Genomic DNA, 23,844 nt, shown 5'->3' with positions numbered 1-23,844 from the left:
TATTCATATATGTGGGAAGAGCTAAACATTTAGAATGCTTCATAAATATTGAAATAAACGGTGGTTTCATCACCAAAGCCTAAATCGAGACGGACATTGACTCTAGGCTTAAAAGCGAAGCGATAACCAACGCCATAGGTGGGTAACCAGTTATCATGAAATAATTCATCAAAATGACCACCTATATTTCCTGCACCAATCCAGGCAACCATGCCATTACGCTTGGAAAAACGATGCCTATATTCGATTTGAGCCATTAATTGGTATCGGTCACGATAGCGACCAGTGTAGTAACCGCGCATACGTTTATCGCCACCTAATTGGCTTAATGCAAACCAAGGTAACTCTTGCTCATCACTCAAGCCTTGAAAAAACACGTCATAAGCAAGCACATTGTCATCAATAATATTTATGTATTCTCGATAATTAAAGGTGAGCTGGTTATAGTCAAAATCACCGCCTAAAACATGGTTATACCAACGTTGCTCGAGACTAATAAGTCTTCCGCTGTAAGGGTTATTTTCGTAATCTCGTGTATCATAATCAATGCCTAAAATCGCACCCAAGTTTGAGGTGTTTTCAAGGTCTTCATTGCTTAGGGCTGGGCCATCGGAACGCTGGTTGAATAAAAATGCTGAGCTGAGACCTACTCTGATAAAGTAATTGGAGATAAATTGATAGGAAATACTAGGTTCAAAATCAAAATATAAAGCGGTATGTTCTGTTTTATTGCTATTTTTTTTGGCTGCCTCTCTCCCTACACCCCAATATAAACTTGGTGTATATGATAGATGGGTTTGTAACCCTATTTTCCATTGATTTTCATTTAAAAAAGTCGAATTATTAACACCTATACCATAGGTGCCTTTAGATGAAGCATAGCCACTAATCGTTAGGGTTGATATTTGATTTCCTGACTCTAGTCCTTGAGGTGCATATAAGCCAACTGCTGCAATACCTATACCAGTTCCTTGTTCAGGATTTGAGAAAGGGCCAGGTAGTACACCCCAATCAATGCCTTTACTGACGTCAACCTCATCACTTGACCCAAAAAAAGCCAATACTGACTCGAACCAGTTTTGCTTTGATACTGGTTCAGATTGCGTCTCTGCGCAGGTTGAAAAAGATAAAACAAGCAAAAGAAATCTTAAAAAAAATGGCATTTATTTATCGTTCTATTTAGTTGTTGGCGATTATAAAAGTTGATGATGGTAGTAAAAACGAAACTAAGTGTCGATGAATTATAAAGTTATATATTTTAAATACCTCTTTAGGGTAGTGGATGTATTCTCTGCTTTGATGTTTTGCTAACATCAATCATTTAACCTAAGAATGATTCTAATTTATAGTATAGTTATCGATGCGAAAAATGGACGATTAAATAATAATTCCTTTTTATTATTCACCCCTCACAATGCATTTGATGATTTTGTGTGCACTCTGTATTTATTTTAACCGATTGAAAAGAAAAGAGTAAAAAACTATTGACTCATATTTTTAATCAGTTAAAGTACATCTCGTTCTCAAGGGAAACCTTAGAAAACAATGCGACACTAGCTCAGCTGGTAGAGCGCAACCTTGCCAAGGTTGAGGTCACGAGTTCGAACCTCGTGTGTCGCTCCAATTTAAGTTTTCTTGATGTATGTTGAGAAATATGCGAAATACAGGTTTAAAGTAGAACTTAGCCTTGCCAAGGTTGAGGTCATGCCTAGCTCCTCGAAGATCGGGAACCTCGTGTGTCGCTCCAAATTAAAATCTTATTGCTTAGGTGGTAAGGTAAAGATGGTGTTTAACTTTTCAGTTAGCGCATCGCAATGAATTGCGTGCCCTGGTGGTGGAATTGGTAGACACAAGGGATTTAAAATCCCTCGGCGTTCGCGCTGTGCCGGTTCAAGTCCGGCCCGGGGCACCATCTTTAAAAGAACCAGCATTCTATGCTGGTTTTTTTTCGTTTGAAACTAACCATTTTCTCATTTTACCTACACTTTTATCAACCTGATCTCATATCTACATCTATAATTGCTTTATTAGACACGCTTAATTGGTTATAGATGCACACTATCAATGAAAAAAAGCTATTACTACTGATTAGATACATCCCCGTCATTATTATAGGCATTGTAAGCATTATAATAAGCATTCTGACAATTGTTGATAATCATGACAAAGCCGCTCACAGTGTGGATGAACTGCGCTATGAGATCATTGAGCGCCATAAAGTCATGATCCAGCAGGAAGTGATGCATATATCACATGAGGCAAGGTATCAAGATACGCAGACTAAGTTTGAGCTTAAGAAGCAAGCAAAGAACAGAGTTGAAGAGGCGTATCAAATTGCTTTGAATATCTATAATCATAACCAAGGTAAACCTGAATCTGAGGTGACCGCTCTTATTAACAATGCACTTCGTCCGATTCGATTTTTTTCAGGTAGGGGATATTTTTTTATATTCAAAATGAATGGCATTAATGTAATGCATGCACTCCGGCCTGATATTGAAAATCAATCACAATGGGACTCACAAGACAGTAGGGGGACTTATATTCTCCGCGATCATATTGCCTTAATTGAAAAAAATGGTGAGGCATATTATCAATGGTGGTATATAAAACCAGGTGAGCAACAGGATATTGAATTTGAAAAAATTGGTTATGGTAAAAAGTTTCTTTATTATGATTGGTTTATTGGTACTGGCGAATATGTCCAAGATGTTGAAAGTGATTTGAAAAGTGAGATATTAAAGAGAGTAAACAGTTACCGAAATGAGCAACAAAGTAATATTTTTATTGTTGATGACAACAATGTCCTACTATTGCATAATAATTCAAGCTTGATCGGTAAATCAATATCAGAGCTTAAAGATAAAGGTGATATTTGGAGTGTCATGCATGATTTAGAAGGTGATAGTGACTTCTACGAGTACAAACCGGTCAATTCAGAAAAAAACGGAATGATATATTATATAGAAAAGGTTGATGAGTGGGGGTGGACAATAGGCGCTGGATTCAATCTTTCTAACTTAGAGAGATATATACGTTATAAGCAAATTGAATTACAGCAAGATAATAATAAAAAGTCATTTCAAATTGGTATGCTATCATTAATCGTGACATTAGCTGTTATGGCAACTTCATTAATGTTAAGTATACAAGTTTCTAAACGTTTTTTCCGATTTCAAGAAAGAATTAATGCATATATTATCGAACTTTTAAATACGAGAGATAGTATGCAGCATATGGCACTGCATGACGAATTAACGGGACTACCTAATCGATCATTACTCATTGAGTATATAGAAAGTAGTATGAAGCATGCTCATCGCTCGAATAAACAGTTAGCAGTAGCATTTTTAGATTTAGATAATTTTAAGTTAATTAATGACTTAAGAGGTCACTCGGTAGGTGATAAAGTGCTAAAAGAAGTCGCTTATCGATTTAACCAAGTATTGACCGATGATGATTTTGTGGCTCGCTTTGGTGGTGATGAGTTTGTATTCTGCTTTTCATCATTAAATAGCCTAAAAGAAGCAGAATACAAAATAAAATTAATAAAAGATATTTTTAATACGAGTTTTGATATCCCTTATCATTCCCTATTAATAGATTGTAGTATCGGAGTCAGTATCTATCCAGATGATGGTGAGGAAGTTGAAACACTGATTCGTAAAGCTGATATTGTTTTACATAGGGCGAAGGATTTCAATAAAGGGGCTGTTATTTTTTATGATCAGGTTATTAATGACCAGGTACAAAAGACTTTTCAACTGCAAGAGCAACTGAGTTCCTCTCTTGTTAAAAATGAAGTAACTGTTTTATATCAGCCTCAAGTTGACTTTGATTCTTTACAAATTGTAGGGGTTGAAGCATTGGTTCGCTGGAATAATGATAAAATGGGCTTTGTTCCAACGGATGTATTTATTGAATTGGCTGAGGAGTCGGGTTTTATTCATGATATAGGTTTATTCGTTTTTACCAAGGCGTGCAATGATTTTATCGAGTTATCTAAAATATGCTCGCTGGATAATGTAACCTTGTCAGTCAATATATCACCCAAACAACTTATGAGTGTCAATTTTGCCGATGAGTTAATTGGTATCGTTAATAAAATAGCTATCGATGTATCACAAATTACATTAGAAATAACAGAAAATGTCTTTATCAGTGATTTTGACAAAGTGGTTCCTATTTTTCAAAAGCTACGTAAAGAGGGCTTTGGTTTATCTTTAGATGATTTTGGAACTGGCTACTCATCTTTGAGTTATCTAAATACTTTGCCAATCACGGAAATAAAAATAGATCGCTGTTTTATAGATAAAATGCTAACTAACCCACAAAGCATGTCTCTAGTTAAGGCTGTTATTGCAATTAGTGAAGCTTCGCAGGTGAAAGTTATCTCTGAGGGGGTTGAAACTATTGAGCAGTTCCAGAGCCTAAAAGATGATGGTTGCTGCATTGCTCAAGGTTATCTTTTTGACAGACCTTTAACTTTTGAAGCATTAACCAAGCGTTGCAAGGAAAGTGGCTGTAAGTATCAATTAATATAATAATAACCGATGAAGAGTGGCGTACATTATCTGCTTGGTGAATGGTTAATTGAAAATTGAAGCTTATCTTTTAAAAAGACTTTTTAAGTTCCAAGTTTTATTAAAATAGTTATCTTTTTATGTCGTAAATTAATCAAATAAATTCAATCTCTTATGTGTATTCACTCCATTTTATATAGCTGACGATAACGATTGCTTATTTGTCTTTTTAGTAAATTATGCAAGAATGCGCTCAGAATTTTTGGTATCCAGATATATAGTAAGGAATATACCCATGTCTCAGGACAATGCTCCACAAACTGCACCTCAGTCCAACCTAAATAATAAGCTCGATAGTTTCTTTAAAATATCAGAGCGTGGGAGTACGGTTAAAACTGAAATGATTGCAGGTTTAACCACATTTTTGGCGATGGTTTATTCTGTGATTGTTGTTCCTAGCATGCTAGGTGCTGCCGGTTTTGAGGCTGGAGCCGTCTTTATAGCGACCTGTTTAGTTGCCGCATTTGGTTCATTACTCATGGGCTTGTGGGTAAACTTACCGATGGCAATTGGTTGCGCTATATCCTTAACGGCTTTTACCGCATTTAGTTTAGTTTTAGGGCAGGGCGTGAGTATCCCAGTCGCGCTTGGTGCGGTATTTATCATGGGTGTGCTATTTACTCTGATAACCGTGACAGGTGTACGTCAATGGATCCTTAATAATTTACCTACAGGTATCGCGCACGGGACCGGTATTGGTATTGGTCTTTTCCTATTGCTTATTGCTGCTGATAGCACTGGCTTAATTGTTAAAAATACTCATGCAGGTTTGCCTATCGAACTGGGTGATATCACTTCTTTTTCTGTCATTATGTCAGTATTAGGCTTAGCTGCTATTTTTGGGCTAGAAAAGAAAAGAGTTCCTGGTGGTATTTTATTTGTCATCATTGCTATTTCTATCTTGGGTCTGATTTTCGATCCTACGGTGACTTATAACGGTTTTTTTGCCCTGCCAAGTTTGCAGTCTGCTGATGGTGGCTCGTTAATTGGTTCAATGGATATCATGGGAGCGCTGAGTCCTGCTATTTTACCTGTGGTTATTGCCTTGGTTATGACGGCAGTATTTGATGCGACAGGTACCATTAGAGCTCTTGCTGGTCAGGCGAATCTATTGGATGAAAATGGTCAAATCATCAATGGTGGTAAAGCATTAACCGCTGATTCTGTAAGTTCGATTGCTTCTGGGTTTGTTGGTGGAGCACCTGCAGCGGTATATATTGAATCGGCAGCAGGAACGGCAGCTGGTGGTAAGACTGGTCTAACAGCTACGGTTGTCGGCTTGCTATTTTTGGTGATGATCTTCTTATCGCCAGTGAGTTACCTTGTTCCTGCTTATGCGACGGCGCCAGCTCTTATGTATGTTGGCCTATTAATGTTAAGCAATGTATCAAAATTAGACTTTGATGATTCAGTTGATGCCTTGTCTGGTCTTGTATGTGCTGTATTTATCATTTTATCTGCCAATATCGTTACCGGAATCATGATCGGCTTTACGACACTCGTGGTTGGACGCTTATTTGCGGGTGAATATAAAAAGTTAAATGTTGGTATCGTCTCTATCGCGATAGCGCTTATTATTTTTTATCTGGGTGGTTGGGCTATCTAGCAGCATTATCAACAATAAAATGAAAGCGGATGATGAAAGTCATTCGCTTTATTTTTTTAATAGAGATGAAAGATATTTTTATTATTCTCTACAAATACATATCCTTTGAGTGTGTAGTGGTTTATTTGAACGTATCGGTGGTGATTTATACCGGCAAGATCGCTTTTTAATCACTTAAATAAAAAAGCGCATTTATTTGTTGACTCAATTTTTAAATACGTTAAAGTACGTCTCGTTCTCAAGGGCAACCTATGAAAACAAAGCTTATGAACTTGATGAGCATAAAGAATTAAAATCTCATGGCTCATGCGGTGAGATACAGATGGTGTTTTACTTTTCAGTAAGCGGCATCGCAAGAAATTGCGTGCCCTGGTGGTGGAATTGGTAGACACAAGGGATTTAAAATCCCTCGGCGTTCGCGCTGTGCCGGTTCAAGTCCGGCCCGGGGCACCATCTTTTCATTTGCTTTCAAAAGGCAAATTTAGCAGTAATGCTATACATATTGATAATAAATAATGGCGCCTTGGCAGAGTGGCTATGCAGCGGATTGCAAATCCGTGGACCTCGGTTCGACTCCGGGAGGCGCCTCCATTATTTATTCTTACCTGTGATATCCCTGTTATTTTCTTCTGTTAAAACATCTATCTATCTATCTATCGTCAAAGAAATCCTTATTGCGAATATACTTGCTCATTAAATGATATGAGAAAGGGCGAATAAGCCAGCTGAATATTGATCGTCCTAAGCGAATTAATGTCGGCGTGTTTTCATAAATTCGACCATTATAGAGCCATAGCATTTTCCCTACATGCCAGTATAAAAATGGAATAGGGGGCATAAAAGTGACAATATCGATATCACAACATATTCGATAGGTTTTCATACTCAGTTGATAGTTCTTCTTAAAGCGCCAATTACCGACAGCGGGTTGGCCAAATGTGACGATTCGCTTGATACTTTTAGGGTATTTCTTTTCAAAGTAGTCAGCAAAAACACAGCCAATAGCCCCTCCAGATGAGTGACCTGTAATAGTAATTCTTTTTCCCTGTGAGATTAAAGGAATAAGCGTTGCCTCTAACCGTTCCAGTACGCTAAGACCTAATTTATCTTCATTACGACCTGGTTGGCTTTCTTGAAAAAGAAGGTGATAAAAACCGGCATGCATCCGGTAGTCTAGCCCCAATGGTTTACAACTCCTAGACCATAATGCCAGGTTCAATAACCAATCCGTGATGCTGTGAGAACCCTTAATCACTACAACGACTTCATTACTTTTTTGCGACCACAGAACTCGTATCATTGTTTTGCCTGAAGCATTACGAATAATACGTTGCCCATTTGGATCAAAACCATATCGAGTTTGTTTAAATACACGAGGGTAAGCAAGATTGCATAATACGGCATATCGTTCGTATTGATAACGTTTGAGTGCTTTCACATTAGAACTTCTTATTGGCAGTAACTGGCAACTCTAAACAAGCATTATTAAGAAATGATGAACTTTTAAGTACATGACATATCTTTTGTATGAGCGAACGTACTTAATTATGTAAACGTTTCCACTAATGGATCTAGCTCACAGTATTTTACCGTCATAGCTTGCTAGAATACTCAGCAGATAAGGCGAATGCGTTTAAGATAATCTTTGTGTAAACGATTACCCTAAGGCGAGTTGATAAAGTAAGGATGATTCGATGAATAAGATATTAGTGACTGGAGGGATGGGGTATATCGGTAGTCATACCTGTCTTCAAATGATAGCAGCAGGTATGGAGCCGATTATTGTTGATAACCTATCAAATAGTAAATCGCTGGTACTGGAGCGTATTGAGGCATTGACTCAGCACCGACCGACTTTTTATTGTGGTGACATTCGCGATGAGGCGTTTCTTGATTCTATTTTTGCTCAGCATGATATTAAAGCTGTTATTCATTTTGCAGGGTTAAAAGCGGTAGGTGAATCCGTACAAAAACCGCTTGAGTATTATGATAACAATGTCAACGGATCACTTGTTCTCGCACGTTGCATGAAAAAAGCCAATGTGAAGAGTCTTATTTTTAGTTCATCTGCAACGGTTTATGGCGATCCTCAAGAAGTGCCTATTACTGAAGCTTCACCAACGGGCGCAACGACTAACCCGTATGGTCGTAGTAAGTATATGGTTGAAGAGTGTTTACGAGATTTTTTTGCTGCAGAGAAAGATTGGAGCATCACTTTACTCCGCTATTTTAACCCTGTGGGCGCGCATCCTTCAGGATCTATGGGTGAAGATCCACAAGGTATACCGAATAATTTAATGCCATTTATTGCACAAGTAGCAGTTGGTCGTAGAACACACTTGTCTATTTTTGGTGATGACTATCCAACAGAGGATGGCACAGGTGTACGTGATTATATTCATGTTATGGATTTGGCCGATGGGCATGTTGCAGCGCTCAAAGTATTACAAAAGCGCATAGGTCTACATACCTATAATTTGGGAACCGGTCAGGGCAGCAGCGTGCTTGATATGGTGGATGCATTTTCATTAGCTTGTGGGCATGATATTGCATACAAAATAGAAGAGCGCCGCCCTGGTGATATCGCTCAATGTTACGCAAGTACTGATAAAGCAGAGCAAGACCTTGGCTGGAAAGCGACGCGCAATATTAACGAGATGAGTGCAGATACCTGGAACTGGCAATCACAGCACCCTCAAGGCTATCAAGAATAATCATTAAGGTGATGTGCATAAGCCATCATCTTAAGCAAATACCAATTTTAGTAGAGAAAAAATATGTCTGATATTCAATTTAACCCAGTGGATCATCCACACCGTCGTTATAATCCATTAACAGGGCAGTGGATCTTAGTTTCTCCGCATCGAGCGAAAAGACCGTGGAGTGGTCAAGATGAAACGCCATCGACGGCAACATTAGAAAAATATGATAGCAAGTGCTTCTTATGTCCAACCAATACACGTATATCTGGTGATGAAAACCCTGATTACCCTGGCACTTATGTTTTTAATAATGATTTTGCTGCATTGATGCCAACCTCACCGGAAGCGCCACAATCCGATTCTCCATTATTTAGAACAGAAGGGGTACGTGGTCTTAGTCGTGTGATTTGTTTCTCACCTGATCATAGCAAAACACTGCCAGAGTTAAGTACAAAGCAAATTCGTGGCGTTGTTGAAACTTGGAATGATCAGATTGAAGAGCTAGGAAAAGATTATCTTTGGGTGCAAGCTTTTGAAAATAAAGGCGAGGCTATGGGTTGTTCTCAACCTCATCCACATGGACAAGTTTGGGCAAATAGTTTTTTACCCAATGAAATAGAACGTAAAGAAAAACTGCTTAAAGAGTACAGTGAAAAATATGGTAGCAATCTGCTGGTGGATTATGTTCAAGCAGAAATGAAAGATGGTTCTCGTACTGTGGTTGAGACAGAGCATTGGATTGCCGTCGTTCCATATTGGGCTGCGTGGCCATTTGAAACGATGCTATTGCCAAAAACACATATTCGTCGAATGAGTGAACTATCCGATGAGCAAAGGGATGATCTTGCGCTTGCGATTAAAAAGCTAACCAGCCGTTATGATAATTTGTTCAAGTGTTCTTTCCCATATTCAATGGGTTGGCACTATGCGCCTTTCTTTGAAGAAGGTACAGATATCGATCATTGGCAATTGCATGCTTTGTTCTATCCACCATTATTACGCTCTGCGTCAGTGAGAAAATTCATGGTTGGTTATGAAATGCTTGCAGAGTCTCAACGTGATTTAACAGCAGAGCAAGCAGCACAACGTTTGCGAGATCTTAGCGATATTCACTATAAAGAACAATAATTTAGATTAGGAGTATACCGATGAAAACATTAATTGATAACGTTACACAGGCTTTTCAAAATACTTTTGATCATTCGCCAACTCATATTATTCAAGCGCCAGGTCGCGTTAATTTGATTGGTGAACATACCGATTATAACGATGGTTTTGTTTTACCGTGTGCAGTAAATTATCAAACGGTTGTTGCAGCAACAAAACGTGATGACAATGTGGTTCGTGTTGTTTCGGTTGATTACGGTAATGAAATTGATCAGTTTGATCTCACACAACCGATTACTTTTCAGCAAGATAAAATGTGGGCTAACTACATTCGTGGTGTTGTGGTTTGTTTGCTTAAGCGTGGCTATCAATTCAGCGGTGCTGATATTTCAGTGAGTGGTAATGTCCCTCAAGGTGCTGGTCTTAGTTCTTCAGCTGCATTGGAAGTTGTTATTGGTCAGACGTTTAAAGTGCTTTATGGACTTGAAATTAGTCAAGCTGAAATCGCACTGAATGGTCAACAAGCGGAGAATGAGTTCGTCGGCTGTAATTGTGGGATCATGGATCAAATGATTTCTGCTGAAGGCAAAGAGAACCATGCGATGTTACTTGATTGCCGTACATTGGAAACTCAAGCGGTATCAATGCCAGAAGATATGGTTGTGGTTATCATTAATAGTAATAAAAAACGTGGCTTGGTTGATAGTGAATACAACACTCGCCGTGAACAATGTGAAGAGGCTGCAAAGGCATTTGGGGTTAAGGCGCTGCGCGATATCAGCCTAAGTGAGTTTGAATCGAGTCAGGTGCAACTTGATCCTGTTGTCGCTAAACGTGCAAAACATGTGATCAGCGAAAATGATCGTACCATTGCAGCAGCTAAAGCCCTGTCGGAAAATAATATGACTGAGTTAGCAAGCCTAATGGCAGCATCGCATGTTTCTATGCGTGATGATTTTGAAATTACTGTTCGTGAAGTTGATGCATTAGTTGATATTGTTAAAGCAGAAATTGGTCTTGAAGGTGGGGTGCGTATGACTGGCGGTGGTTTCGGTGGTTGTATTGTTGCCTTAGTGAAACCTACAATGGTTGATGGTTTAATTGCTGCAGTTGAAACGCAATACCAAGCACAAACTGGTTTGAAAGAGTCCATTTATATATGCCAGGCAAAAGAGGGTGCTGGTGTCGTTACTTTATAATTAAGAGTATTACTATGAATGCGTCCCAGGTAATAAGTATGGAAAATATCGATAAAATTCAATCACCTCTTTTCACTACAATGAGACAAGGTGTAGCAACTGATGGTCATAAGGCTAATTTAGTGCAGCTGACTAATATTCATGGCATGAGTGTGGTGTTTATGGATATTGGTGCGACATGGCTAAGTTGCAGGCTACCAATGGCACAGCAAAATAGGGAAGTGTTGCTGGGTGTGTCCACCATTGACGATTTTTATCAGCAAAAATGTTATCTGGGCGCTACCGTTGGTCGTTATGCTAACCGAATTTCTGCTGGTCAGTTTGATATTGATGGTATTGCTTATCAGGTATCAATTAATCAAGCCGGTAATTGCCTACATGGTGGAGTGGATGGTTTTGATAAAAGGCGATGGGAAATAGTTAAACAAAATACGGACTATGTTGAATTTAAATTAGTATCAGAAGATGGTGATCAAGGGTTCCCTGGGCAATTAGTGGTTTCTGTTTGCTATGAATTAACTTCTGATAATGAAGTCATTATTCGCTATCGCGGCAAAACAGATAAAGCAACGCCAGTTAATTTAACCAACCATGCGTATTTTAATCTATTAGGCGCGGAGTCAGACTTTGATTGTTTAGACCATCAGTTGCAAGTAAAGTCAGAGACTTACTTACCTGTTAATGAGGTGGGAATTCCTTATGGTGAGTTGAAATCTGTGTTTGATACCAGTTTTGACTTTACGAAAGCGAAGGAAATCAAAACAGATTGGCTAATTGATGAGCAGCAAAAATTAACGAATGGTTATGATCATGCCTTTTTGTTGGTTAAAAATGAAGAGTATGCGGTCAGATTAACTTCACCAGATGATAAAGTAAGCCTTTGTTTAATAACAGATAAACCTAGTGTGCAGATTTATACCGGTAATTGGTTATCCGGAACACCGAATCGAAAGGGTGATAACTATAACAATTACGCTGGAATTGCGCTAGAATCTCAGTTCTTACCAGATTCACCTAATCATATAAATTTTAAGCAAGAGAATTGTATTTTATATCCAGATCAAGAATATAACTATACGACGCGCTACCAGTTTGATTTTTCGGGGGGAAATGAGAACAAAATTTGATTAGTGAATTTGACTAAGCTTTGCCTCTGTATTCTGCTTATACAGAGGCTTTTTTATACCTGTCGTTTTGTGAGTAGATAGTGATAGAGACAAAAAAGCCCCAGTGAAATCACTGAGGCTTAAGAATATAACGGTTAATTGTCGTTTATAGCTCGATAGTGACTACTTCGCCATCAACTGTCAATTCAAGCGTGTTACCCACTAATTTGTGAGAAACTTCAACTTGCTCGCCTTCGTTCTTATTAGGAACAAGAAGAGTCAAGATGTTGTGCTCTTTAGATGCTTTGAATTCCACTTCAACATGACGGTGGATTTCTAGATCTTTGAATTCGTATGGGTCAACTTCGCCGAAACCTTCAACATTTGTCACAGAAGTGATGTTGTCTTGAGATTCGTTGATGAAGTTCACGTCTAGATGTGCGTTCTCACCACGGATAGTGAATGCTTTATCAGCGACTTCATTTGTAAACGTAGTGTGCATTAACCAAGTCATATCTTTCTCTTCAGAAAGTGTTGCTTTGTCTTGCATTACGAATACTTTACCTTGTACGAACCAGATCTTACGCTTGTAAGATTCGATTTCAGGAACGAAGTACTTGTAAGAAGCCGTCGCATCACCTTCAACCATTTTCACATCAGATTCTGTGTCGTAGTCAGAGATTGTACCGCCAGCTTCGATACAGAAGCGATCTTGGTGACCTTCATAGCCCGTGTTCTTGTTCTCGCCGTATTGACCTTTACCACCGAATAGTGGAAGGTTTTTAGAGAACGTTTGACGACGCCATTTAGTGTGCATGTCAACACCGAAACCACCGTAGTAACCAGTGATTGAAGCCAGTGTTTCACCAAATGCATGCAGTGTGAATGCGTTTTGGTCACCGTGTGAGTGGCTGATAGAGCCAAACGGAGAACACTTGAACACCATGTGGATGTGCTCATCACGCTCAGTCATCTTGTTGTGGAATGCAGCCCAACCAGTGATTGGGAATACTTTCAACAGTGGATCGTTTGAAGGCGCTTTCTCTTCTGGTGCATCCCAAAGGATGTTAAAACGAAGATCATCGTAGCCGAAGTCCCACCAACCGAAGTTGTAGAATTTCGTGTGAGCTTCAGTATCACGACCTTTAAGTTGGTTGTAGTACCAAACGTACTCAGGCTTTTGGTTAACACCAGCGTAGTGCTTGATGTTGTAAGCCAGTTTTAGACCTGGGAAATCACCGATTGATGATTGGTCACAGAAGCTAGCACGCTTAGAGTGAACTGGCATGCAGTAAAGTGGGAAATCACCAGTGTTTTCGTAGAATGTCTTGTTGAACATATCTACGCCACAGTAAGCTTTCAATAGATCGAATGCTTCACCTAGGAATGCTGTTTGTGTGTTCCAGTAATCAGGACCTTCAGCCCAACCGCCGTCTACACCGCCCCATGGTGGGTAGTGTACTGCATAGTATTCTAGTGCGTATGCGATGTATTCGCCTGCTTTCGGGTGATCGTGGTAAAGCGCGATACACGTAGGGATGATAGCAGAAGAAATAGAACGAACACCGTGGCTGTTTAGTGGGTTGTTCAGTAGATCAACCGTTACTTTCAGGTGGTGCATGATTTCGTCAAGACGCTCGATTAGTGCATCTTGAACTTGCTGACGTTCTTCATCAGTAAAGTAACCATGTAGCCAGTCATAACCCCAAGCCATTGCTGCGATTACGCGGAATGCTGCTTCATCGTTGTAGCCACGAGAAGTCACGCCTTCTGGATCGTAAGTAGACAGTTTTAGAGTCCAAGCTTTTGCTTTAGCAATAAGATCTTCATCATCTTTAACAACACCAGCGATAGCTAGGTTACGTGTTGCGTTAAGCGCCATTTGGCAATCAACGTACATTTGACGCCAGTAAGGACGCCATAGAGATGCTTTGCCTACTGTCTCTGCAGGGTAAGCTTGAGGCTCTTCGTAAGGAGCAGTCTCAAGGAACTTAACTGTCGATTTTGTGAAGAAATCATCGAACATGCAGTGAGATTCATCAGCTTTTACTTTTGCTTTGAATTCAGCTAGATCTTCAGATTGAACAAGAAGGCGAGGACGCGCTTCGCTCAAGTTATCTAGGAATGATAGGTCAAAATCACGTTTTTGTACTTCAATTGGAAGTAGATCTACAAGATTACCAGCTGAAGTATCATTCTCCAGCTTCATCTTTCTGATAGCATCTAACGCTTTGTCATTGCTCATACGAACTCTCTCATAGTTGGTAATGCTTTATTGTCTATAGGCATATTGTAATACAATAGGAAGATAAAACGTAAGGGCGAAGTCACATTTCTTATCATTTTTGTGATGTCTACAGTTTAAATGCTCACTTTTCTATCATTAAAGAGTAAATAGAGCTTGAATAAGAGTCGATTACATTCATTGACGTTATGATATGGAGCTTTATAACAGTTTGAGAGGATGGATTGGCTGTATACTTATGGATGGTAAAATCGCTAACTAAATTTTAATCCATCGATTAATCTCAGCAATAACATCTGCTTTTTAGTCATTATCATCAAATTTAGTTGAGTAATTTGAATTTATTAGTATCAATTTGACAGTGTTTCGACTAATAATACATAAAGTGCCTAAATATAAAGCAATTTAATTGTGCATAAATAATTGGTGATATATTTCAGTGATAGAAACAAAGTCAATATTGATCTAGATCAATATATAATGGTTTCTTATCGAGTTATGCATAAAATAAAGTTGAAACATTCAAAAATTATTGAATAATAGGTACTACAAATCAGGAAGCACTGTGCTTTACCACATCAGTCAGAAATAGGATATTTTCACATGTCTAACTCGTTAGTATTAGTTATCAACTCAGGTAGCTCTTCTCTTAAGTTTGCAGTAATCGATTCACAAACGGGTGATGCTGTAGTGAGTGGTTTAGGTGAGTGCTTCGGTATGCCAGAAGCCGTAATTAGCTGGAAGTTTAATGGTGAAAAAACAGAAGAAGCAATCACGGCTGACTCTGAGCACCACAAACACGCAATCAACCGTATCGTTGATTTAGTTGATACATTAAGCCTAACCGATAAACTTGTTGCTGTTGGCCACCGTATTGTTCACGGTGGTGAGAAATTCACATCAACGGTTAAAATTGATGACGTAGTATTAACCGAAATTAAAAACCTAGCTGACCTAGCACCTTTGCATAACCCTGCCGGCGCTATTGGTATTGAAGCTGCAATTGAATCATTCCCTGCATTACCACAATTTGCTGTATTCGATACGGCATTCCACCAAACAATGCCTAAGAAAGCATTCACTGGTGCTATTGCAAGTGAACTTTATACTGATTATGGTATTCGTCGCTACGGTTTCCACGGTACAAGTCACTACTTCGTAAGCCGTGAAGCAGCAAAAGTGGTTAACAAGCCAATCGAAGAAAGCAGCTTCATTTCTGTTCACCTTGGTAACGGTGCATCAGTATGTGCAATCCGTGATGGCCAAAGTGTTGATACGAGCATGGGCTTCACACCACTATCTGGTCTTATGATGGGTACACGTTGTGGTGATTTAGACCCAGGCATCATCGAGTTCCTTATCAAAAAAGGTTGGGAGCCAGAGCAAGTATTTGAAACACTGAACAAAAAATCAGGTTTCCTAGGCGTATCAGGTCTGACTAGTGATGCTCGCGGTATCCTAGAAGCAATGGAAGCGGGTGATGAGCAAGCGAAACTCGCATTCCAAGTGTTTACTTACCGTGTTGCTAAATACATCTCTTCTTACATGGTGTCTTTAGATTCTCTAGACGCAATTATCTTCACTGGTGGTATTGGTGAGAACGCACTGCTAATTCGTCGTGAAATCTTAAGCTACCTAAAAATCTTAGGCTACAAAGAAGATGAAAAAGCCAACGAAGCTGCACGTTTTGGTGCACAAGGCGTTATTACTCAAGCAGACTCTCCTGTTGCCATTGTTATCCCAACTAATGAAGAGTTTGTAATTGCTCAACAATCAGTTGAATTGCTATAAACTTCATTAGTCTTTAGAATATTAAAAAGCGAGCCCAAGTGGCTCGCTTTTTTTGTTAGTCAGTACCTATATTTAATGCTTATGTCCTGGATCATCAGCAAAATCACAACATTTCATTGCTGCACCACCAAAGTCATCAGGAATAACATAAAACTCTTTATTCCAGCTATCGATCGTTAAGGGTACAAGTTTAGTTTCTGTTATGGGTTCAAAGCGAATGGCTTGACCAGGGTTGATATTATCGGGTAGGCATTTTGACTCATTAACCACAATCACACCATTAACCAGTACATATGGGATCCCGGTGGATGGGATAACCCCTTGCGTATACGTTGCGTTATCCTGTACATCTTCAGGGCTAAAGATCGTAATATCAGCGACCATTCCAACTTGAACTCGACCACGAACTTGCATCGATTTTAACCCCATATCACCAAGAGGCTTTGCATAATTGTAAGAGGTCATGGCAACGAGTTGCATTAATGGAATATTATTGTCTTGCCCCAAGCGTAATGTTTTAGCAAAGGCTCCAGCAAAACGAGGGTGAGTATTTGGATAATCTTCAAAGGGGGTATTTCTGTCTAAACCAGTATCGGGGAACAAAGGCATGCCATCACTGCCAATAGCAACACCAGGCATTTTTAACCAATCGACAATAGCACTTTCTGGCATTTTATAAACAATAACAGCCCGAGTTGGCTCTTTTTTCAGCATTTCAATACGACTTTCCTCAGTATAAAACTCCATTGTTTCTACATCTTGAACGGTTTCTTCGTATTTATAACCTAGGCTTTTAACCCAAATACCAGGCTCAAGAAAAACGGCATTGAGGGCAGTAGAGCCAGCGGCATAAGGGTATATTTCTCCCCAAACGTTATAACCTCGCTCTCGCATTTTGACGAGTAGCTCATGAACTAAGTTATAGCCAGGATTATTAAAGTGACATGCAATAGCTGGTGAACCAAGAGCAGCAGTATTAGCTAACATTTCTTGAATGCCGTTTACCTCAGCAACATCATCACCAGGAGTCCCCCTAAAGTGCATACCTATCTGACGACCATATAACCCTGATAATTTTTGTAATTCATAGATTTCACGAGTTGATACACCTTCACGCATGTAACCAACGGTCGACCCAATACCGATACCACCTTGGCGCAGTCCTTCATCTAATACCGCTAATATTTGATTACCTTGTTCGAGGGTCGGTCTTGTTTTTGTCCAACCGTCACTTTTACGTGAATTTGCGGCATCAGGTGTATTTAGATACTTCCAATAATTAAAACCATCTAAGACTTCTGCGCGGGCAAATTCATGAGCAACAGCGGCACCGAAATTAAGAGGTGCTTTACCTTCACGAGCTTTATAGAACTCATCGATTTTAGAACCATGTGCACCAACTTCTAAATCTAGAATGGTAGTACGCCCATCTCGTAACATTAGGCGATAAGCGTAAGGTTCCATACAGTGCTGATGACCATCAATAAAACCAGGGGCAACGACATGATTTCTAGCATTGATGGTCTCTTTGCCTTGAATTGCTTCTTCAGTTATGGCGGCTATTTTTCCATCTTTAATACCAACATTTCTGACTGCATCGAATTTTGTTTCAGGATCCATCACTCGACCATGTAAGATCACAACATCAAAATTTTGTATCAAAGATTCTTGTTCTGAATTCATCTTCATTCCCTTTACGTATTTTATTGAACTTATCGGTATCTATTTTATAAATCGCCTCTCGATAGACAAATATTAGTAGCCTCTGGTCGATTATCTAGCAAAGTCATGGGGATTCTTACAAGTTTGCGATTGAGGTTGAAAAATGTTCTTTATTTATCGTTAAAAAATCTTCAATTTGAGATCAAGGTAATCAAGCCATCATATTGGTTTGATATACTGAACACTCTAATGGATAGCGAGGGTAGTGGTGATATGTCAAAAACGGCGAAGATCCTTAATGAGGATAAGTTAGTTAAAAAAGCAGTAGAAGTCGGTTTAAAAATGGCAAAGCTGCAAGGTTTTGATTTATCTAGTACATCACAACCGACAACGATTAAAGCAGTCTATTTGTTCTTAGTTGAAGTGAACCAAATAACGCCACTTCCTGCTGGCAAGCTTGATGGTGCGAATATCAAAAAACGCTTAGCATTGTGGATACATCGAGCCTTACCAGATAACGATCCTCTAAAATAGCGTTAATCTAATGAGCTATATTTCTTAAAAAAGGTCTGAAATGACTATACCCACAAGTGTATGTCAATTCAGGTCTTTTTATGCTGAGTATCTGATGGCATGAAGTGACCTGTTGTATAAATCTAACTATCGATAAAATAAGGATAATTTCAATTAAAGGATAATCCTCATGAAAAGCATAGCTAGTTTACTTCTTGCTACTCTTATTTCTCTAGCACCTGCAATCGCAACCGCACAATCAGATGCTCAAGCAACTGCTCAATCAACACAATCTGTTGTACGTCTTGACCACGTAGCACTACGAGTTATCGATCTTGACCGTTCAATTGAGTTCTATAATGAAGCATTTAATTTCAAAGTGAAAACACGTTGGGATACGATGACATTAGGTTCAGGTGAGCGCTCGATGACTATCGATATGGCTGGTGTCATGCTAGAAGATGACGCTGGTGGTATCATCGAAATGTTTGGTGATGGTGTAGAGTCAGAGCGTCAAGCATACCAACAACCAATTAACCATTTTGGCCTTGTGGTTACTGAAATTGAAGCAGTTTACAACACGGCTCTAGAAGCGGGTGCAACAGCAGTAACACCACCAACGCCTGTAAGCGCACGTGGTATGACAGGTACGATCGCTTTCGTCCTTGGTCCTGACAGTGAGCGTATTGAGTTGATTCAATACGATTAAGTTAGAAAATGAATAGCGCCATTGTTCATACTAGCTAAGTCGCTAATCTACTTCTCGCTGATTAACATTATCAGTGAGGAGCATTAATCTTTTATACTTTCTCTATAATCGAAGACCATTTCGTTACTTGGTTTCTGCCATTTTTCTTCGAATGATACATCGCCTTATCAGCTTGCTGGATCGCTAAATCAAAATACTTGATATCTTTGCAGTTGGTAACCCCAATTGAGCAGGTAAGATGAATATCGTAAGGCCAGTCCACTTCTCGCATTGCGGCTAATAGTTCACTAGCGTGTTGGTAACTCTCATCTTCAGAAGCATTTTCAATAAATAACATGAACTCTTCACCACCCCAGCGGATCAGATGCTTATTTTGATATTGATAGTTATGGCATAAACGTGCAAATGATTGTAACACTTGATCACCGATATGATGTCCGTAGTTGTCATTGAGCTGTTTAAAGTGGTCTAGGTCAATATAGATAACGCCCATTCCACCTAAACCTTTACCAATTAATTGCGTCAGCTCTGCACTACCATTTCGGTTTAGTGCGCCAGTTAATGCATCATAAGTCGATAACGATTTGTATTTTTGATTTAACTTTTGCAAGTTTGTGTTGTTGACTTGTAGTTGCGATAACTCTTTTCTGTAATTTATGAAAGCAGCCATCAAAACTGAAATACCAAAGGTAGCCCAGGCAATTGAGAGAAATAAGTATAAAGTTTGGTTGTGTATATACTTACCTTTTAAAACAAAAGAGTGAATAATGACTTTATAAGTGCCTACCTTAGCTTTATCTGGGGTTGATATCGAGATAGAAACAATATTGCTACGTTCGGTGTGAGCTTTTTCAAAGGGGATACTATGCTCATAGCGCCACCAGTCAGCAGTACGCATGTATTTTAGAGGCATTTTAACGGCATCATTAGAGGTGTTCGCATCAATTTCAATAAGGTTTGCTTTGAACCCCGCGCTTGGTGGCAGCGAGGAATCATACTGCTTTATATAAATACGAACAGGTTCACCTTGTAGTAATTCCCCGCCAACATAGAAGCTCATATTAAGTTCAGCAACATCATACAGGCGCAAATCGACACCATTTTTGCCATCATCAGACAAGGTAAACTCATACTCACAAAATGGCCAAGCATACTGGTCACCAAGTTGGCATTCATAAGTGATATCGTCAGCACCTTTTAAAATGGAGACTCTTGTATTGCCACCGTTATTTTCTTCATCGCCAAAAAGGGTGGTAGGGTAATCAAGTAAGTTAAATGTCTTTTCAGTACTTATTTGGAATAAAATGACAAGTAAACTAGTGATAAGTAGTATTGTTCCTGACTTATAAATGATATTCATCTGCTAAAGTATTGTGTTATTGGTGGCATGACATACTATATATCAGGTGCATCATAATTCATATCTGTTTGCTGGAAATGAGAAAAAAAATACTATTATTTTAATTGCTATCAAGTGTATGAAACAAAGAAGATTTAAGGGAGGGGGGGTATGTTTGATAAAATAAAAAAGGCTTTGAACCCAAGTAAGAACCCTGATTTGCTTCAAGCTTGTGACTATCAGTGCCAGCATTTACCTACTTTATGGTTACTTGGCAAAACCGGTGCAGGTAAATCGTCACTGATCCAATCGATTACTGGGCTTTCATCTGTTGAAGTCGGGAATGGCTTTGCTCCATGTACCATGACTGCGCAAGCTTATGATTTTCCTCAAGAAAAACCTGTGATGCGATTTCTTGATACAAGAGGCTTAGGAGAGGCGGAGTACGATCCAAGTGATGATTTAGATGCGATAAACCCGTCAAGTCATGGGTTAGTTGTGGTTATGAAGGCCGATGATCCCGAGCAATCTTCTTTACTTGCGGCACTAAAGCGAATCAAAAAACAAAAAATCATTCGTCAGTTGTTGTTAGTACATAGCGGTGTGCAACTTGTCGATGAGAGTGAGCGAGCGCGCTTAATTGCTTTTAATCATAGCCAAGTTGCCGGTATATGGGGAAAGGATTTTGCAACGGTCACCGTTGATTTTCACGCAGATAAGTATTCAGATGACCACAGTAGTCACCTTATAGATAGCTTAATTAAGTTGCTCCCAATTATTGAAATGATGGTAATAGATAAAACGCATTCAAGTATAGAAGAAAGTAATTTTAATCAGGTAGAGAAAGAGATACTTTGGTACGCTGGCAGCGCAGGTGTGAGTGATTTAGTCCCAGCGGTTGGATTGGTTACTGTACCGACTCTCCAAGCAAAAATGTTGCACAGTTTAGCAAATCAATATGGCGTAGAGTGGAATAAACGCATCCTTGGTGAATTAGTGGCTACATTAGGCAGTAGTTTTGCCATGCAGTATTCAATTAAATTAGGTGCAAGACAACTGGTTAAATTTATTCCCGTTTATGGACAAACCGTTGGCTCTGTGACGGCAGCTGCGATGAGTTTTGGTACTACTTATGGTTTAGGGCGAGCAGCTTGCTTTTATTTTTATCATAAGAGTAAGGGAGAACCTGTTTCCCAACAAAAGATGCAAACGTTATATAAAAATGCATTAAGAAAAGGAAAGGCAGTATCTGGTTATGATGAAGATTAAAGGTTTCTATCGTCTACTCTCTGATTTATCGGGCGGTAAGTGGGGCATTGCGATCATTTCCGCAGTATTGCCGATCGTCATTACTATGGGTTTTGGCTTTGTATTGGCTTTTCAGCATGGTCATATTCTGATCTTGTCTTTATCTATTGCGGTTAGTTCTTTACTCGTGACTCTCCCTCTTTATGTCGTCAATCGTGCGTCTCAACGTAAAAATAAGGGTTTGTCGGATAGCAAAGAGGATTTAGATGATAGTTTGGTCAAAGTTTCAGATGATTGGTCTCAACAAGAATTAGCTATTTGGCAGGCAACAAAAAGCTATTCTCGTCAGCGTTTACAAGCCGAGCCTCAATGGCGTGACCTCGATGTGTTAGGGCTTGATGTGTTAGCGTTTGTGGCGGAAAAATTTGATAAAAAAACCTTAGATTTCTCGATACCAGAAGCCTTGAAGTTATTTGAAGAGGTGAGCCGTCGCTATAAAATGGTGATTAAAGAAAATATACCAGCGATTGAATACTTAAAGGTTTCTTATATTAAGGCGGGCTATGAAGCTTATGAGCAGTATGGCGAAACAGGCCAACGCATCATTCATGGCGCTATTTGGGCTAATCATGTCAAAAACCTGTATTTCAATCCATTAAAAGTGGTGTCTGATTTAGCTAAACAGCAAGCAACGTCTGCGATGACAAAAGGCTTTGCTGATGACATGCAGAGTAAAGCGAAAGAGGCGCTATTAGATGAAGTTACAGCCGTTGCTATCGACTTATACAGCGGACGGTTTAGTTTTGAAGAGGGCGATATTCAATGTTCACAAGTTACGAAGCGAGATGCTCAGCGTCTCGCTCCAGACTTAGAGCCTATTCGTGTTGTTCTCGTGGGTCAGACCGGAAGTGGGAAGTCATCGATAATCAATGTGCTTCAAGAGCATAATATTGCCGAGGTTGATCCATTACCCTCAACAGATAACTCAACGGTCTATCAAACCAATCTTAACGAGCATGAAGTACGAATCGTTGATACTAAAGGCTTAGACGGTAGTGAAAAAACAAGCGCTCAAATGTTAAAAGAGATGACAGAGGCAGATCTTATCTTATGGGTGACTAAGGCCAATCAGTCTGCTCGAGAGTTGGATAAACGTTTGTGTGCTCAATTTGAAGATTTTTACTTGGCACAAGAGAATATTTCTCGTAAAAAACCAATCATCTTTGCTGCGGTTAACCAGGTTGACAAGCTTAGCCCTACCTCAGAATGGTCTCCACCTTATGATATTGAAAATCCAGTCGGTGAAAAAGCAGCAATCATCGCTCAAGCTGTGACTTATAACCAGCAACTTCTCAATACCGACCTTGCTTTCCCTCTGTCCGTAGCAAAAAATAAACCAAGTTTTGGGGTGGATACTTTGAAGCAAGTGCTAATTGATGGTGTGGAGCAGGCGAGTCATGTTCAACGCAATCGTCAGCGGATTGAAACAATAGTACGAGGCGTTTCATTGAGAAATCAAGCGAATAGAGTAGTCACAACAGGTAAGAAATTAGCACCTAAAGTGGCTAGAAAGGTGACACCTTCGCGTATGGTTGCTTTTTTTAATAATAAAAAGAAATAAAATATTATTTTAATAACGCTTTACAAATCCAAAAAACAGGGTAATATCCACCTCGCTCTGTTGTTCAGGGTTATTAATGAAACATCAAGTAAAAGTAAATCCTCAGTATTTCTTCGTAATTGTTATCCTCAGTATTTCCCTTAGCTTCTCGTCACATTCAATAATTCAAATATCAGCGTTTCACAATTTTTCGATAAATGTATTAATAAAATATTAAGGGACACACTATGTCTAATGCAACTACTGGTTTAGTAAAATGGTTCAACGAAGAGAAAGGTTTCGGTTTTATTACTCAAGACAATGGCGGTGCTGATGTATTCGTACACTTCCGTGCAATCGCTTCAGAAGGTTTCAAAACTTTAAAAGATGGCCAAAAAGTATCTTTCGAAGTTGAGCAAGGCCAAAAAGGTCTT

17 protein-coding genes and 4 tRNA genes are annotated in these 23,844 nt (G+C 39.3%); 16 read left to right on the top strand and 5 right to left on the bottom strand.

Translation table 11 applies throughout. The annotated features are described in order from the left end of the window. Positions 1-29: 29 nt before the first annotated feature. Entirely contained in the window at positions 30-1,163 is a 1,134-nt protein-coding gene (locus BCU68_RS06615; protein WP_102563999.1) for a BamA/TamA family outer membrane protein, read from the bottom strand. Positions 1,164-1,547: 384 nt separating this feature from the next. On the opposite strand from BCU68_RS06615, the gene BCU68_RS06610 reads away from it, so the two are divergent. From BCU68_RS06610 to BCU68_RS06585, 6 genes are all read left to right on the top strand, one after another. Further along, positions 1,548-1,623: transfer RNA gene (locus BCU68_RS06610), tRNA-Gly, on the top strand. 202 nt (positions 1,624-1,825) lie between these two features. Then, positions 1,826-1,912, top strand: a tRNA-Leu gene (locus tag BCU68_RS06605). Between the two features lie 139 nt (positions 1,913-2,051). Continuing rightward, positions 2,052-4,544: a cache domain-containing protein gene (locus BCU68_RS06600; protein ID WP_102563998.1), complete on the top strand. Its 2,493-nt coding sequence runs from the start codon at positions 2,052-2,054 to the stop codon at positions 4,542-4,544. A 274-nt stretch (positions 4,545-4,818) separates the two neighbouring features. Beyond that, positions 4,819-6,189 (top strand): NCS2 family permease, encoded by a 1,371-nt coding sequence (locus tag BCU68_RS06595; RefSeq protein WP_102563997.1) that lies wholly within the window; start codon positions 4,819-4,821, stop codon positions 6,187-6,189. A gap of 366 nt (positions 6,190-6,555) precedes the next feature. Beyond that, a tRNA-Leu gene (locus BCU68_RS06590) sits at positions 6,556-6,642 on the top strand. Positions 6,643-6,706: 64 nt separating this feature from the next. Further along, positions 6,707-6,780, top strand: a tRNA-Cys gene (locus tag BCU68_RS06585). A 58-nt stretch (positions 6,781-6,838) separates the two neighbouring features. Here BCU68_RS06585 and BCU68_RS06580 read toward each other — a convergent pair. Beyond that, positions 6,839-7,627 (bottom strand): lipase, encoded by a 789-nt coding sequence (locus BCU68_RS06580; RefSeq protein ID WP_102563996.1) that lies wholly within the window; start codon positions 7,625-7,627, stop codon positions 6,839-6,841. Positions 7,628-7,883: 256 nt separating this feature from the next. On the opposite strand from BCU68_RS06580, the gene galE reads away from it, so the two are divergent. From galE to galM, 4 genes are all read left to right on the top strand, one after another. After that, positions 7,884-8,903: a UDP-glucose 4-epimerase GalE gene (galE, locus tag BCU68_RS06575; RefSeq protein ID WP_102563995.1), complete on the top strand. Its 1,020-nt coding sequence runs from the start codon at positions 7,884-7,886 to the stop codon at positions 8,901-8,903. Positions 8,904-8,966: 63 nt separating this feature from the next. After that, on the top strand, positions 8,967-10,019 hold the full coding sequence (locus BCU68_RS06570) for a UDP-glucose--hexose-1-phosphate uridylyltransferase (RefSeq protein WP_102563994.1): 1,053 nt from the start codon (positions 8,967-8,969) through the stop codon (positions 10,017-10,019). Positions 10,020-10,039: 20 nt separating this feature from the next. Next, a complete protein-coding gene (gene galK / locus BCU68_RS06565; RefSeq protein ID WP_102563993.1) occupies positions 10,040-11,197 on the top strand; it encodes a galactokinase in 1,158 nt (385 codons plus the stop codon). A 38-nt stretch (positions 11,198-11,235) separates the two neighbouring features. Then, complete coding sequence (galM, locus tag BCU68_RS06560; RefSeq protein ID WP_102563992.1) at positions 11,236-12,324, top strand: galactose-1-epimerase; 1,089 nt, start codon at positions 11,236-11,238, stop codon at positions 12,322-12,324. Positions 12,325-12,469: 145 nt separating this feature from the next. Here galM and BCU68_RS06555 read toward each other — a convergent pair whose 3' ends face one another. Beyond that, a complete protein-coding gene (locus BCU68_RS06555; protein WP_102563991.1) occupies positions 12,470-14,548 on the bottom strand; it encodes a DUF4962 domain-containing protein in 2,079 nt (692 codons plus the stop codon). A 603-nt stretch (positions 14,549-15,151) separates the two neighbouring features. Here BCU68_RS06555 and BCU68_RS06550 point away from each other — a divergent pair. After that, complete coding sequence (locus BCU68_RS06550; RefSeq protein WP_102563990.1) at positions 15,152-16,339, top strand: acetate/propionate family kinase; 1,188 nt, start codon at positions 15,152-15,154, stop codon at positions 16,337-16,339. 72 nt (positions 16,340-16,411) lie between these two features. Here BCU68_RS06550 and BCU68_RS06545 read toward each other — a convergent pair whose 3' ends face one another. Next, positions 16,412-18,022 carry an amidohydrolase family protein gene (locus BCU68_RS06545; RefSeq protein WP_198591696.1) on the bottom strand — a complete coding sequence of 537 codons (1,611 nt, stop codon included), beginning with the start codon at positions 18,020-18,022 and terminating at the stop codon, positions 16,412-16,414. A gap of 252 nt (positions 18,023-18,274) precedes the next feature. On the opposite strand from BCU68_RS06545, the gene BCU68_RS06540 reads away from it, so the two are divergent. Then, positions 18,275-18,535, top strand: coding sequence for a DUF5062 family protein (locus tag BCU68_RS06540; protein WP_102564037.1), 261 nt, complete (start codon positions 18,275-18,277; stop codon positions 18,533-18,535). Between the two features lie 169 nt (positions 18,536-18,704). Next, the gene (locus tag BCU68_RS06535) at positions 18,705-19,223 is read left to right on the top strand and encodes a VOC family protein (RefSeq protein ID WP_102563988.1); all 519 of its coding nucleotides are present in this window, start codon (positions 18,705-18,707) and stop codon (positions 19,221-19,223) included. A 91-nt stretch (positions 19,224-19,314) separates the two neighbouring features. Here BCU68_RS06535 and BCU68_RS06530 read toward each other — a convergent pair whose 3' ends face one another. After that, positions 19,315-20,583 (bottom strand): GGDEF domain-containing protein, encoded by a 1,269-nt coding sequence (locus BCU68_RS06530; RefSeq protein ID WP_102563987.1) that lies wholly within the window; start codon positions 20,581-20,583, stop codon positions 19,315-19,317. Positions 20,584-20,733: 150 nt separating this feature from the next. Between BCU68_RS06530 and BCU68_RS06525 the strand changes: the two genes are divergently transcribed. The 3 genes from BCU68_RS06525 to BCU68_RS06515 form a co-directional block, all read left to right on the top strand. Beyond that, positions 20,734-21,831, top strand: coding sequence for a GTPase (locus BCU68_RS06525; protein ID WP_102563986.1), 1,098 nt, complete (start codon positions 20,734-20,736; stop codon positions 21,829-21,831). Continuing rightward, positions 21,818-23,431, top strand: a complete 1,614-nt coding sequence (locus BCU68_RS06520) for a GTPase (RefSeq protein WP_102563985.1) — start codon at positions 21,818-21,820, stop codon at positions 23,429-23,431. The genes BCU68_RS06525 and BCU68_RS06520 overlap by 14 nt, the downstream gene beginning before the upstream one ends. A 227-nt stretch (positions 23,432-23,658) precedes the next feature. Beyond that, on the top strand, positions 23,659-23,844 hold a 186-nt coding region (locus BCU68_RS06515), incomplete at its 3' end, for a cold-shock protein (RefSeq protein ID WP_102563984.1).

Source organism: Vibrio sp. 10N.286.49.B3 (assembly GCF_002873395.1).
Taxonomy (GTDB): domain Bacteria; phylum Pseudomonadota; class Gammaproteobacteria; order Enterobacterales; family Vibrionaceae; genus Vibrio.
Note: the sequence above shows the minus strand (reverse complement) of the source record. Positions and strands in the feature narration are given on the sequence as shown.